Origin of the sequence: Enterocloster sp. OA13 (assembly GCF_022440595.1) — a bacterium.
In the GTDB taxonomy this organism is placed as follows: domain Bacteria; phylum Bacillota; class Clostridia; order Lachnospirales; family Lachnospiraceae; genus Enterocloster; species Enterocloster hominis.
The window spans coordinates 4,112,414-4,127,173 of the sequence record NZ_JAKNTF010000001.1; the positions used below are offsets into that span (position 1 = coordinate 4,112,414).

At 49.5% G+C, this 14,760-nt stretch carries 11 protein-coding genes; all 11 read right to left on the minus strand.

Going from position 1 to position 14,760, the window contains the following annotated elements; translation table 11 throughout:
• Nucleotides 1–372: 372 nt before the first annotated feature.
• The 11 genes from MCJ35_RS18220 to ptcA all read right to left on the minus strand — a co-directional run bounded on the left by MCJ35_RS18220 (nucleotide 373) and on the right by ptcA (nucleotide 14,743).
• The gene (locus MCJ35_RS18220) at nucleotides 373–1,254 is read right to left on the minus strand and encodes a tyrosine-type recombinase/integrase (protein ID WP_240299605.1); all 882 of its coding nucleotides are present in this window, start codon (nucleotides 1,252–1,254) and stop codon (nucleotides 373–375) included.
• A gap of 901 nt (nucleotides 1,255–2,155) precedes the next feature.
• Nucleotides 2,156–2,725 (minus strand): 6-phospho-3-hexuloisomerase, encoded by a 570-nt coding sequence (gene hxlB, locus MCJ35_RS18225; protein ID WP_353656080.1) that lies wholly within the window; start codon nucleotides 2,723–2,725, stop codon nucleotides 2,156–2,158.
• Between the two features lie 20 nt (nucleotides 2,726–2,745).
• Nucleotides 2,746–3,705, minus strand: a complete 960-nt coding sequence (locus MCJ35_RS18230) for a ribokinase (RefSeq protein WP_025486016.1) — start codon at nucleotides 3,703–3,705, stop codon at nucleotides 2,746–2,748.
• Between the two features lie 14 nt (nucleotides 3,706–3,719).
• Nucleotides 3,720–4,703, minus strand: a complete 984-nt coding sequence (locus tag MCJ35_RS18235; RefSeq protein WP_025486015.1) for an ABC transporter permease — start codon at nucleotides 4,701–4,703, stop codon at nucleotides 3,720–3,722.
• A gap of 12 nt (nucleotides 4,704–4,715) precedes the next feature.
• Nucleotides 4,716–5,675 carry an ABC transporter permease gene (locus MCJ35_RS18240; protein WP_025486014.1) on the minus strand — a complete coding sequence of 320 codons (960 nt, stop codon included), beginning with the start codon at nucleotides 5,673–5,675 and terminating at the stop codon, nucleotides 4,716–4,718.
• Nucleotides 5,668–7,185 carry a sugar ABC transporter ATP-binding protein gene (locus tag MCJ35_RS18245; RefSeq protein WP_034577692.1) on the minus strand — a complete coding sequence of 506 codons (1,518 nt, stop codon included), beginning with the start codon at nucleotides 7,183–7,185 and terminating at the stop codon, nucleotides 5,668–5,670. The genes MCJ35_RS18240 and MCJ35_RS18245 overlap by 8 nt, the downstream gene beginning before the upstream one ends.
• 199 nt (nucleotides 7,186–7,384) lie before the next feature.
• Entirely contained in the window at nucleotides 7,385–8,416 is a 1,032-nt protein-coding gene (locus MCJ35_RS18250) for an ABC transporter substrate-binding protein (RefSeq protein ID WP_025486013.1), read from the minus strand.
• A gap of 631 nt (nucleotides 8,417–9,047) precedes the next feature.
• The gene (locus MCJ35_RS18255) at nucleotides 9,048–10,655 is read right to left on the minus strand and encodes a response regulator transcription factor (protein ID WP_025486011.1); all 1,608 of its coding nucleotides are present in this window, start codon (nucleotides 10,653–10,655) and stop codon (nucleotides 9,048–9,050) included.
• The gene (locus MCJ35_RS18260; RefSeq protein ID WP_025486010.1) at nucleotides 10,648–12,435 is read right to left on the minus strand and encodes a cache domain-containing sensor histidine kinase; all 1,788 of its coding nucleotides are present in this window, start codon (nucleotides 12,433–12,435) and stop codon (nucleotides 10,648–10,650) included. Before MCJ35_RS18260 ends, MCJ35_RS18255 begins: the two co-directional genes overlap by 8 nt.
• A 290-nt stretch (nucleotides 12,436–12,725) precedes the next feature.
• Nucleotides 12,726–13,667 (minus strand): carbamate kinase, encoded by a 942-nt coding sequence (gene arcC, locus MCJ35_RS18265; protein ID WP_025486008.1) that lies wholly within the window; start codon nucleotides 13,665–13,667, stop codon nucleotides 12,726–12,728.
• A gap of 17 nt (nucleotides 13,668–13,684) precedes the next feature.
• Entirely contained in the window at nucleotides 13,685–14,743 is a 1,059-nt protein-coding gene (gene ptcA / locus MCJ35_RS18270; RefSeq protein WP_353656081.1) for a putrescine carbamoyltransferase, read from the minus strand.
• Nucleotides 14,744–14,760 lie beyond the last annotated feature (17 nt).

Sequence of the window (14,760 nt, forward strand, 5' to 3'; positions counted from 1 at the left end):
AATACCTCTTCCATGCGCCTATAAAGAGTTCAGATAACAGCTATTGTTACAGTTCTTTTTCAAACCTGGCTGCCCTCTGAAATCCTTTATATTTATGCATACCACAGAATAACTATTCTGTGGTGCCTCCATCTAAGGAAAGACCACAGAATAACTATTCTGTGGTACATTCCTAACGGTTTTAGTCATAAATGTCATTACGAAAATAGATTGTTTTAATATTCTGATACAAACAACAAAATAGGATCCATGCCAAAAAGGCCGGTTAGACATTATTTTGCTCCCGGCCTTCTTGTGGTATGGAAAAAATAGCTATATGTATATTGACGCCACCGACATTTTGGTATAAAATACAAACAACACTAGATTTTGTTAAATCGTGTAACTGCTAAGTACCACAGAATAGTTATTCTGTGGTTTTTGTCTGTCAACTTCAATCCTCATCTTATCCATGATTTTTTCGTACTGTTTAATACTGGCTGCCACATAAATCCTTGTGGTTTCGATTGAAGAATGTCCGAGGATATCAGCAAGATGGGACAGGTTCTTTTCAATGGAATAAAAACATTTTGCAAAAAGGTGCCTGAAATTATGGGGAAATACTTTTGATGGTTGGACCTGCGCATCCCTGCACAGTCTCTTCATGGAATGGTATATATTGCTCCTGTCCAGGTTTCTTCCGCTTCTTGTCCGGAAGATGCAGCCCTGTCTTATGTTGGATACTTTTGTATATTCTTTTAATAAACGGACCAGATTCTTAGGAAAGATGATTACCCTGTATTTTCCTTTCATGGATATTTCAGCCCTTCCAGTTTCTATGGCTTCCACTGTGACAAAGGGAAGTTCACTGATCCGTATCCCTGTACCATATAAGACCATCATTAAATAGTACAACTGCTTATTTCCGTTTCTGTCGGCCGCCGCTATCAGTCTTTTGAAATCCTGTTCTGTAAGTTCCCGTTTTTCGTCTACATATACCCGTTTCTGTACTTTTAAGAATTTCACCTTAAACTCCAATAAATCCTTAAATTTTAAAAATGCGTTGATTGCTGAAAGCTTTCCATTTACAGTCTGCGGCTTGTACTGGCTGCTCAGATACTTCCGGTATTCTATAAGGGACTCCTTGTTTAAATCCATCTCCTCAATGAAGACCAGCATCTCTTTTACATCGTGCAGGTATTTACTGATTGTTGCTTCGGCTTTTTCTTCATTTCTCAGGTAGCTTTGAAATTCATTGATACATCCTTCTGTCATAAACGCCTCCATTGTCCTTCACATGCCTGATTAATATTCCTGATAAAGTTAATTGATTATTCCTGATTTTAGTCTCCCTGATTTAGAATCTTTTCATACTACGCAGAATGTTTTATATTGTCCGATTATTTAGGGCTATCATTATTTCCAATCATAACCGTACATGCAGAATATCCGCCATGTTTTGTGGGAATAGGATTCTCAATATCCCAAAGCAATAACCCCCCTGCAAAAAAAGAGCCTCGTAAAGAAACGCTCTTTACAAGGCTGCCTTAAATAACCACATATCAATTGTTGTCCCCCCTCAAACGCATCCTGACGAACAATACGTAGAGTGTCCTTTCAAATCTTCCTATAATATTATACTCCCCCGTTTCATAAATATAAATATATCTGTTACAGCGCGATTTTGCTGCATTTCTAAACTATAGCGCCAACAGTGTCAATGGTGTATGATAAATGCTGTTTTATAATACAACGAATAGCATCTATTCCATTGCAGCATCATGAATTGCTGCAGTGGAACGGATGCTTTTAATAACTTTCACGTCAGAGTTAATCACCCTTTATAAAAATATTAAATATCAACAAAGCTTTTTCCATCTGTACGGGGATTATAGCTTGATTCAGCATTTCCCAATATTTATAGAAAATATATGGATTCCATTACCAAAGACATACCGATAGCCAATCACTTCCTGATATTCATCTTATGATATTTACCTTAAATCCATATTATCCAATAGAATGCATCAACAATGTATATTCTGATTGGGAATCCGATAATCCGTGAACATGAAAGCATGGGTACATTTCTGGTAAATCCATTTGTATCATCATATCATATAGCGGCAATAAAATCATTTATTTTCCCAGGAACATTTACTGTCTCAAATCCACTTTATTCAAGATTCGCATGATACTGCCAGAGCTTCCCCACGTCAATCCCCCTGTCCTCCACCATCATCATGGCCGTGGTGTCCCCAAACAGCAGCAGGGACTGTTCAAACAGGGAAGTCATGGGCTGCCTCGAGCGGATTTCATCCTCAGCTTTTGCCCTGCTCTCCACCGGAATCCTGACAAACACATCCGCCACATCCCTAAGCCCGCTTCTGGGGTTGCTTCCAATGTGTACAACCGTGGCCCCCAGCGCTTTTGCCTTTCTGGCAATGCCTGCCGGGAACAGGGTTTCGCCGCTTCCCGAACCTACCACAAGGACATCCTTATCCGTGATGGCCGGCTCTGTAATCTCCCCCACCACCACGGTCCGTATCCCCAGATGGGCATACCGCTTCGCGATGCATTGGAGGGCCAGGAGAACACGCCCCACGCCTACGAAGAATACTTTCTCGGCTTTTAATATGGCGTCCAGGTATGCCTGGATTTCATCGTACCGTATGGCTGCCAGGGCTTCCCCGCATTCTGCTATGACTGTTTTCTCCATACGGTTATATAGTTCCTGATTAAACATGATAATCCCACCTTTCGTTCTCACTTATTTTGCTCCCGCCTTCCAACCTTATTTTCAAGCAGGAACCGTTCCACTTCCTTTGCCGTCGGAATGGACGGATGCCCGCCTTTCCTCGTGACACAGATAGCTGCCGCCGCGTGTCCATACCTTATAGCCGTTTCCATATCAGCCCCCTTACAGTACTGCACGGCCAGGGCGGCGCCGAATGTATCCCCGGCTGCGGTGGTATCAACGGCGTCTACATGGTACCCTTTCACCCATTTCATTTCCCTGCCGTCATAGAGCAGCGCTCCCCTGCTTCCCAGCTTCAGGAGCACATACCTGGGAGCCGCCTTCTCATAGAGCCATCTGGCAGCCTTCTCCGTATGCGCCTTCGTGTCCGGCACGATTCCTGTCAGCGCAGCTGTCTCAGCCTCGTTGGGGGATATGATGAAAATCCCCTTCAGCCGCTCCAGGGGTATGGACATGGCCGGGCCGGCATCCAGGAATACCGGGATTCCCCTCTGCCTGGCCATCCCGTAAGTCTGGTAAACCGTCTCAAGGGGCATCTCCAGCTGCATGACCACCATGTCGAAATCCACCTGGTCCATTGCCCTTTCAACATCCTCCGGCTTTATATGGTCATTGGCCCCTGATGCAAAGATGGAAAAATAATTTCCGTCCGCGTCAATGTTCATTGTGGACAATCCCGTAAGATGTCCCTCATCCCTGACCACAAAGGATGTATCCACTCCAGCCTCCTCCAGCTGCTTCATAAGCGCCCGGCCATTGTCGTCCGTGCCGATCCGCCCCACCAGATACGCATCTGCTCCCTGCATGGATGCCGCGTAAGCCTGGTTCGAGCCTTTTCCGCCTGTAACATATTCATAACCTGTACAGTAAATGGACTCGCCCATCTTCGGAATCCGCTCCACATTGTACATGATTAAATCCATATTCATGCTTCCCACAACCAGGATCTTAGGTTTTCCTTCCTTCATCTGACTCCCCTCCCCTATGGCTGCACGCCTTCCGCACATTTTGCTTTTTTAGAAAAATGGAAGATATCGGACTGCAGACCGATGGATACCAATATCAATCCCCCCATCACAATGTTCTGCCACCAGGAATTTAAGTTTCCCGCATAATTAAATATGGTGTTGATGATGGAAATGATGAGGATGCCGAAAAATGTACCGCTGAACCTGCCCTCGCCTCCGGACAGCTTCACCCCGCCCAGCGCGCACATGGCAATGGCAGTTGTCTCCCATGCGTCCCCGGCCGTGGGCTGGGCGGTATACAGCTTGGAGGCCAGCAGCATGCCGGACAGGGATGCAAAGAGTCCGCAGATTGTAAATGCCGCAATCTTCACCGTATCCACCTTAAGCCCCATCATCCTGGACGCCTCCTCGTTGCCGCCCACCGCATAAAGCGCCATCCCAAGCTTTGTCCTTCTGCTGACGAACATACAGGCCAGGGTAAGGACAGCCAATACGATAATCAGGATATGGATTCCAAAGGGCCTTGAGTCCCCCAGCAGGGATATGGCCGGATTGGTGATGGGAATGGGTTTTTTGGATGTCATCAGCATAATCATACCCCGCACTGCCAGCATCATGGCCAGGGTGGCAATCCAGGATGAAATCTTCATCTTAGCCACCATGAATCCATTCAGGAAACCGCATGCAGCGCCGGCCAGAAGTCCCAGCCCTATGCCCAGGAGCATGTTATCATTGCCGAACATTGCCATAAGCACGCCGCCCAGCGCCAGCACGGACCCCACGGACAGGTCAATCTGGCCAATCAATATGACGAAGGTCATTCCCAGCGCCAGGAAACCGCCGTCGCTGGCTCCCTTTTTTACCAGGTTCTGGACCGATGCAAAGGATAGGAAATTTCTGTCCGCAAACAGGATACCGGACAGGATGAACAGGATAAAAAACACTGCAATGGTACTTTTGGATTGAATCAACTGGTCTGTTTTCTTCTTGATATTCACGTCTGCCCCTCCTTATACGGACCTTTCCCGCTGAATATACACCGCAGCCACGATAATCACGGCCTTAAAGATATTGGCGTACTCATATGGAATGTTATTCATGTTCACCATGATGGTCAGAAGCTGCATGATCAGCGCGCCCACCACGGTCCCGAATATCTTCACACGGCCTCCCGACATACTGGTCCCGCCCACTGCAACCGCGGCGATTGCGTCCAGTTCCGCCAGACGGCCCAGGGAATTGCCGTCCGCTGCGCCGATTTTAGCGGTTGCCAGGATTCCGGCCACTCCGGCCAGCACAGCGCTTGCCATATAGACGAACATGATGGTCTTTGCCCCGCTGATGCCCGCCATCCTTGCGCTTCTCTGGTTGTCTCCCACTGCCTGTATGTACAGGCCCAGCACCATCTTCCTCATGATGAAATACACCAGGGCGATTACCGCCACGATGGGTATGATCTGGAAGGGCAGTATTCCGAAGAGTTTATAGCTTCCCAGCATTTTATACGCCTCTGCGTGGGGACCTGTTATGTTGAATATCTTGGCATCGTTTAACACCTGGGCCACGCCCCGGACTCCAATCATCAGGGCCAGGGTGACAACCATGGGCTGCACACGGAGTTTTCCCACCATGACGCCTGCTATCATGCCCGAAACCGAACACAGGACCAGCGCGCCAAGAATGGCCGCCAACAGTCCATAGGGAAGAAGCTTGGCCGAAACAATACCCGCCAGCGCCATGACGGCTCCCACGGATATGTCAATCCCGCCCGTGGCAATGACCATGGTCATCCCCATTCCCGTAAGGATTGCCACACATGTCTGCGTCACGATGTTCCAGGCCGTCCCTACGCTGAAGAAGTTGGGGGTAACCGCTATGTTCAGCAGCAGTATGGCTGCCAGTAAGATAAATGCGCTGTATTTCTGGATCATTGCCCGGTTATCTGCTTTTGTCCTTGCCTGATTACTCATTGTCCCCACCTCCCCCGGCTATCATTTCCATAATGACATCCTGCCGGATTTCATCGCCCAGAAGCTCCCCCATCTTACGTCCGTCCCGGATGACCACCACCCTGTCACAGTTCCGCTCCAGTTCCGCCATCTCAGAGGATATCATGAGGATGCTGATTCCTTTTTCCGAAAGCTCCCGTATCAGTGCCTCAATCTCGCCTTTTGCCCCAACATCAATTCCGCGGGTCGGTTCATCCATGATGATAAGCTTAGGGTCTGTGCACATCCATCTGGCCAGCAGCACCTTCTGCTGGTTTCCGCCGCTGAGTGTCCTGATTGCCTGTCCCTGTCCGGGCGTTTTAATGCCCAGGCTTTTTATGTAGCTATCCACGATTTCAGCCTGTCTCTTTCTGGGAATCACTCCGAAACGGCTGATTTTGGGAAGGAGGGCCACGGTCAGGTTCTCGCTGACCGACAGGTGGGGAAGGATTCCCTCCACCTTCCTGTCCTCTGTGCAGAATCCCATCTCCGAGGCAATGGCGTCTGCCGGACATCTGAACCTGCATTCCTTACCCATCCAGTAGACGGTTCCTTTGTCCGGCACCGCCGCACCGAAGAGTACCTTGGCAAGCTCTGTGCGCCCGGCTCCCAAAAGGCCGGCAAGCCCCACTACCTCGCCTTTCCTGATTTCAATCCCCAGACCGTTCAGCCTGGTGCCCTGCCGGATTCCTTCCATCTTGGCCAGGACCTGTGCCTGTTCCAGAAGATACCCTTTTTTCGTCCGCTCCAGCTGCTTTGCCTCCTTGCCGATCATGGCTGATATCAGCTGCCTCTGGTCTATCTCATGGATGTCCACGGAACCGGTCAGCGCCCCGTCCCGCAGGATTGTAATCCGTTCACAGATTTCAAATATCTCATCCAGGCGGTGGCTGATGAAGATAACGGCTATATTCCTTGCCTTCAGCTTACGGATGACGCCGAAGAGCACTTCCACTTCCTTTGTATCCAGGGAAGAGGTAGGCTCATCCATGATGACCAGTTTGGCGTTGACGGAAATGGCCCGCCCGATGGCCACCATCTGCTGGACCGCGGTCCCATAGTCGGACAGCGGCCTGGTCACATCCACATGGATTCCCAAATCAGCCAGGATATGTCCGCATTCGGATATCATCCGTTTCCGGTCAATGGTCCTGTACCTGGTCATCAGTTCCCTGCCCAGATACATATTCTCGTACACGGTCTGGAACGGCACCAGGTTCAGTTCCTGGTAAATGGTGCTGATTCCTTCCTCCTGTGCCTCCAGGACAGTCCTTGGATTAATATCCCGGCCGTCAAACTCAATGCTGCCCCCATCTTTCTGGTAAAATCCTGTCAGCACCTTAATCAATGTGGATTTCCCGGCGCCATTTTCCCCCATCAGGGCATGGACCTCTCCCTCCGCCACCGAGAAATCCACCCCTTTCAGGGCGCGCACCCCCGGAAATTCCTTTACGATTCCTTTCATTGATAATATGATTTTTCCTCTTGACATCCTCTCACCTCTGTCTGTTTCAATGGGAAACCTGGGTTTTTATCCGTGATTTCCCTGATTTTGCGTACAAAAAACAGCCATCCCAAATTCAGTGCTTTTGTCTTACCGTTATAATCAGAATGGCTGTCTGTTACTTTTATAGTCCTGCTCCGGCGTATCAGAAAAACATTGTCAATCTTATCCTATTTTCAAACAGGCCCTAATATCCAAGGGACACATCTGCATTGTTGACGTCATACAGCGTATCTTCATTGATGTAGGAAGCTTCCACCGTCTCCCCTGCCGCCATTTTCCCAATCAGGTCAAATGTCACCTCGCCAAAGTAAGGGGAGCAGGAACAGGTACACAGCAGTTCACCTGCAATCAGGGCTTCCATGGCATCCTTGGACGCGTCCACGCATACCACCTGCATATCCTTGCCTGGCTCAAATCCGGCTGCCTTAATGGCTGCAATGGCGCCCATGGCCATGTCTGCACCGTGGCAGTATACGATATCGATATCATTGCCCTGGGCCTGGAGCACATTTTCCATCACTTCCTGCGCCTTAGGCATGCTGTAATTAGCCACTTGGTCGCTTATGACCTTAAGGTCCGTATCCGCAATGGCATCCATGAATCCTTTCTGACGCTCCGTGGTGGATGTGGCTCCCTGGGTCCCCTGGATGATGACCACGTTGCCCTCGCCGCCGGTCACCTCGATTACCCTTTGGGCAACCTGTTCCGCTTCCCATACAAAGTCTGACATGACCTTGGTGGTGTATGCATTGCCTGCCTCGCCGTTAATGGAACGGTCAATGAGGATTACTCCGATTCCCGCGTCCATGGCAGATTTAAGCGCGGACTGCAGCCCATCCTCCTCCTGAGGAGCCACGATGATATATTCCACTCCCTGTGAAACCATATCTTCAATGTCAGACGCCTGTTTGGCAATGTTGCCGGACGCATCCGTATAAATCAGGTTTACCCCCAGCTCCTTGGCCTTCTCCTGGATGCTCTCTGTTTCCACTATCTTCCAGTTACTGCTGTTGTCACACTGGGAGAATCCGATGGTCATGCCTTCCAGCCCCTTCCCAGCCTCCGCACTCCCCGCCGCTTCCACAGCCTCTGTACCAGCCGCGTTACTGCCGATTGTCCCGGCTGCCTGACTGTCCGTGCCGGCGCCGCTTCCACAGGCACACATGGAAATCATCATCGCTCCCGCAAGTAATACGCTTACTAATCTCTTTTTCATTTAGAACCTCCTCGATTGCCCTGTTTGATTTGATAGCTTTATTATAGCGGACACCCCTATGGATTGAAATTCAATATTTCCCACACTTATTTTAAAATTCAGCAATGGATGGAACGAAAACAGGGCCTGCTGTTTTGGTAAAAGGGATATGCTTTCAATATTTGCTGTTTTTCTTTTAATATTTTGCAATGAGTAGTGGATATGGCATCCAATATGGCAACAAAAATTCAAAAGGGTACTTGAAAAAATCAAGTACCCTGTGTATAATTTACTTAGAAGTAATCAAAAGACTGTGGTGTGTCTGATGATTGCGCTTCGGATTACTACGGTAATTTATAGTTACGAGCTATCCTCTATGGCGGTAGAGGATAGCTATTTTCTATTCTGATGGTTATCTATGTAAGCAAGCGCCGCAAATATCACCAGCACCAATGTCAACACATTCTGCGTATCCATATTACATATCCTCCTTCGATTATTTCCGAAGGAAACCATCAGACTATCCTCTTACTTCTATATTCAATTATACATATATATTTTAGCATAAAGAAAATCCAAACGCAACGCAGGATGACCGCTCACACGCTCATACGCGCATCTTCATACGCATTCATACGCGTGTTTCCCTCACCTACCCATTCCTGTACTCCGACGGCGTCATCCCGCACATCCCCTTAAACACCGTGCTGAAATAAGACGGCGTGGCGTACCCGCAGGCAATCGCCACCTCATAATTCTTCATATTCGTATGCTTAAGGAAATACTTCGCCTTCTCTATCCTGATTCCCGTCAGATACTCAATAAAGGTCTGCCCGGTCTCATTCTTAATAATCATCCCCAGATAGGATACGCTGACGTGGGCATAGGCGGCCACATCGCCCATGGAAAGGCCTTCCTCGGAATAATGCTCCTCCACATACTGCGCGGCCCGCTCCATGATTCCCTTGTACCGGCTGCCGGATATCTTCTCAAAATAGGCATGGATTAAGAAGCATGCGCGGCCCAGCTCCTCAATCATGTCATTACGCTTCTTTTTCTCAAGAATCCTCTGATAATACTGCCTTGGGTCCCCCAGGATTTCTTCGGCGTTCCCGCCCGCCTCCTCCGGCAGCCGGATGCATTCCCCATATAGATTGGTGATGATCAGCACCAGCTGCATATAGGAGAGGACCTGCCTTCCCGACAAGGTATCCTGCAGTTCCCGCAGCGCATCCTCAATTCCCTGGGGACTTCCGCTTTTTATCTCAAAGAACAGGTTTTCCTTGTCAAATTCCGGTAAATCAAAGGAAGAAAATGCAGAACCGCTGCTGTCCGGTGCCGCAAGGCTCTTCATGAAGCGGACCTCGCTGTCCTTCCTGACATTCAGATAGGACTGATGCAGACCTTCCAGCCCCCTGGATATGGTTCCAAAGAACAGTTCCACCGGCCCTGTCTCCTCATTAAATGTCCCAAAGGCTTCCCGGACACGTCTGCCCTCCTGTTTCACCTCCCCAGGCGACTCACCACAGATGCACAGGATCCGCTCCCCCGCATTGGCGCGCAGCACCGTAAGTCCGTTCTGTCCGTCTTCGCCGTACAGCCCTTTTAAGGTACGGTTCACAAAATCCTCCAGACTCCTGTCCATATCGATGACATGCAGATAATCGCACTCCATGCTGATGACTGGGAATCCCTCAATCGCAAGGATTCCGGCTCCATAATACCGGTCCAGCACAGGCTCACCCAGACGTCCTATGTAATCCCCCAGCTCCTCCACACTGCATTTCTGCAGCAGGAGCTTTGTATACATCTGCTGGCGGAGCGCCTGCATGTCCTCATACCGCATGGACTTAAGCTCCATGAATTCCCGGTCCTTCTTCCGCTCTTCCTCGATTTCCATGCGCAGTTCCACCACGGTTTTCTTTAGCTGTTCCAGGTTGATGGGCTTTAAGATGTATTCCGATACCCCCATCTTGAGTGCCCTCCTGGCATACTCAAACTCATCATATCCGCTGATGACCACAATGCGTATCCCAGGATAATCCGCCTTTAATTTCTCCGCCATATCAATGCCATTCAGCCGCGGCATCTTGATGTCCGTAATGATTACATCCGGCGGATTCTGTTCCACCAGCTTCAGCGCCTTTTCGCCGTCCCCTGCCTCCCCGATGATTTCATAACCCAGGTCCGCCCAATCCACACAGGTTACCAGCCCCATGCGCAGAAGTTCCTCATCTTCCACAATCATTAATTTAAGCATTTTGCGCTGCCTCCTCCTTCTTGGGCAATGTGATATATACCTGCGTCCCCTTTGTATACTCACTTCTGAAATCCAGACCATATTCCTCCCCGAAATATGCCTGGATCCTCCTCTGGACATTGATTACCCCGTACGCATTGTCATTGTACCTTGCCCCGGATGCCATCATGGCCCTGAGCTGCGCCAGCCGTTCCGGCTTCATACCAAGCCCGTCGTCAGATACGCACAGAACCAGCCGGTCCTCTGTCTCTTCCCCGGTGATGGTGATGGTGCCGTGCTCATCCTTTTCCTTAATCCCGTGATAGATGGCATTTTCCACCAGGGGCTGCAGGATCATCTTAATCACCCTGTACCCCATCAGGTCTTCACTGACCTCAATCTTATAATCAAGTATCCTGTCATATCGTATTTTCTGGATGGAAATGTAGCTTTCCACATGCCTGATTTCCTCTGCCAGGCTGATGAAATCCTTCCCCCGGCTAAGCCCGATCCGCAGAAAGCCTGTCAGGGAATCAATCATCTCCGACACCTTATCCGTCCGGTTCATACGCGCCATCCAGTTGATGGAATCCAGGGTGTTATACAGGAAATGCGGCTTAATCTGGTCCTGGAGGGCATTAAACTCCGCCTGCACCAGCTTCTGCCTGGTGTCCCTCTCCCTGGCCATCAGGTCATCCACCTTATATACCATGTGGTTGAAGCCATGGATCAAATCCCCGATTTCATCCTTCCTGTCCTCCTCAATCCGTACCGAGAAGTCCCCATCCTCCACCTTCCTCATGCCGTCAAGGACCCTGCCCAGCGGTCCAGCGATGTTCTTAGCCCCAAACCAGGCCATGAACAGGGATGCGCCGCCGAAAAACACAATGAAAACCAGGATTGTGTTGCGCATCACCTGGGCCTCTGCATACATATCCTTATAAGATATAAGTCCCAGTATCTTCCAGTTGCTGTCAGACAGCGGAATCAGCTCTCCCAGATACTTCCTGCCTCCGATATTAAGTTCCAGGGCATCCCCCTCATGAAGGCTGTCCTGCCCTGCAATGCTTGCATTGATTGTCCCTATATCTTCCTCTGACAGTTCATCATTATTGGCATATATGATCCTATCGTCTTCGTTTAAGATGAAGGTATTCCCGCCGAAAACCATCTCCCCGTCCTGGATGGACTTAAGGTCTTCCACCAGCACGTCCACCACGGTGACGCCCAGTATATCCGTGGATGCCTTATCATGTATGGGCACTATGATGCTGATGGTCAGAAGGTTCAGGTTGTTGGCCACACTGGAGCCTTCATGAGGTTCCATCCATAAGGGTTTACCTGTCTCCATCACGGTCCGGAACCACGGCTCGTCCCGGTACTCCTCCTTATGAAGGCTGTAATAGCTGCGGAAAATAGCCCCGTTGGCCCCCAGCACGTAAATCCCGTTGATATTCTCCGAACTCCTCCAGGTGTAATACAATGAATTATTGAAATTAATCCGTTCCTTATAAATTTCTTTATCCGTATCCGGCAGCGGCCTTCGAAGGGCCTTCTGGATATCACTGTCCTCCGAGGTCACCTCCGCCATATGCTGGGCATCCGAGAGGACCCGGTCCGTATCAATGTTAATCTGGCGGAGGGAATTCCCCACCGAATCCGCTGTCAGACGGTATACGCTGTTCATACTGATAAAATAACACACGGCCATGCTCACCAGGAAGAGCGCTGCCAGGACCGCAAAATAGATTAAAAGTCTGGCCTGAATGGAATATTTCCATTTTTTAAAGTTCCTTCTCATAATCAGCCTCGTTTTTCTCTTGATTGTTAATCTTGATGGTTATCATTGTATCATATCGCGTTGTGTCTGACCATTGGATTTGTGGGAAGGATGGGGCAGCAGATATCTTTCTTTGGGATACTCCTCTGGTGTTGTATTTTAAATGGATTTGAAACAAAATGATAAAAAAGGGGAACAGCTTCATGCCATTCCCCTGCATCCCTATGCCATTTCCCTAAACCAGATCGCGTTTCAGCGGCAGCCGGTCCAGTACCTTCAGGATATTCCATTGTCCCAAAGATATCCAGCCCTTAAGCAAACGTAACCGTTGTGCCATCCATCCCTTCCAACGCCTCTATCGCCGTATCCAGGCTGGTGATGATTGCCTTCCTGTCCGGATACCTGCGGACAAATTTCATGGCGGCCTCCACCTTAGGAAGCATGCTTCCTGGAGCAAACTGGTTATCCCGGATGTATTCCATCCCATCCTTTAAGTTCAGATGGTCAAGGTTTTTCTGGTCCTGTTTTCCCCAGTTGACAGCTACCTTTTCCACTTCTGTCAATATCATCAGAATGTCGGCATCCACCCGTTCGGCCAGCAATTCGGCCGCATGGTCCTTATCAATGACAGCCGCCACCCCCTCCAGTGTCCCATCCATATTCTCAATCACCGGAATCCCTCCCCCGCCGCATGAAATCACGATGGAGGATTCCCATAAATCCTTAATCGCATCAATCTCCACAATCCTTCTGGGTATGGGTGAGGCAACCACCCTTCTGAATCCCCTCCCGGCGTCCTCTTTCATCCTGTATCCTTTTTCCGCCTCCAGTGCCTCTGCCTCTTCCTTTTTATAAAAAGGTCCGATGGGCTTCGTGGGATTTGAAAAAGCAGGGTCGTCCTTATCCACCACGATCTGTGTGGTCACGGATAGCACCGGGTAATTCATGTTCCTTTTATTTAATTCATATTTTAAGGACTGCTGGATATGGTAACCGATAAACCCCTGGGACATGGCGCCGCATACATCAAAGGGCATTGCAGGCGTCACATCCCTGGCTGCTTCGGATGCAAGCAATATCCTCCCCACCTGCGGGCCGTTTCCATGTACAATCGCAATCTCATATCCTTTACAGCAGATATCCGCAATATATCCGCATGTCTTCTTCACCACTTCCAGCTGGCCCTCTGCCGTGGGCTGGCTGTTTTTAGACTGAAGGGCATTGCCGCCCAGCGCTATGACGATTCTCGGCATATCTTCTCCTTATGCAATCAGCTGATTCCTCTTCCACCCATAAAGTTTTCCAATGACTCCTTTGCAGCCATCCGTTTAAGCTCTCCAGCTACATTTTCCCTCTGGTACTGGGTAAAATATACCAGCAGTCCCCGCATGGCGGTCAGACGGTTCCCCGCCTCCTCCCAGCACAGGGAGGAATCCGAATCAGCTACCTCGTCCGTTACATCCTCACCCCTGGTCGCAGGCAGGCAGTGCATGAATTTACATCCGATGTTCCCCAGTGACATCAATTCCCGGTTGACCTGATAATCATGGAATACGCGGACCCGTTCTTCCCTCGGCATCTCATTCTCATACAGTCCATACCATACGTCCGTATAGATAAAATCCGCTCCCCGCACCGAATCCCTGTTGTCGGTAACTTCCCAGGTCCCGCCTGAAACCCTGCAGTTTCCTTCCAGGATATCCTTATACTGCTCATTTAACTGATGTGCCTTTGGTCCATAGTGGACAAAATGCATTCCAAGCTTGGTGGTAATGAAGCCAAGGGAGGCGCATACCTGTGTCCCGTCACCCACGAACACAACCTTGCATTCCTCTAATTTCTTACCTCTTGGCAGGTTCTCCATGATTGTACACATGTCGCCGATTTCCTGGGTGGGATGGTTATAATCAGACATGCCGTTTAAGACCGGTATGGAACAGGATTGGGCCAGTTCCACAACCGTCTTATGTTCAATGACGCGGGCCATGACCACATCAATCAGCTGGGACAGCACCTTGCCCGTATCCCCTATGGTCTCATGGCCGCCCAGCTGTATCATGCCAGGCCCCAGGTACTGGGCATGTCCGCCCATCTGTTCCATGGCGGTTTCAAACGAAACCCGCGTCCTGGTGGAGGATTGCTGGAAAATCATTCCCAGCGTCCTGTTTTTCATCAGCGGCGGATAATAACCGTCCCTGATGCTTCTTTTTATCTCCAGGGAAAGATTTACAATGTCCAGGATTTCCTCTTTCGTCAAATCCTGCGTGTCAATAAAATGTCTCACCCCATTTGCATACATATCGCCATTTCCTCCTGATTCATCATTCATTTATTCCTCTATCGGTT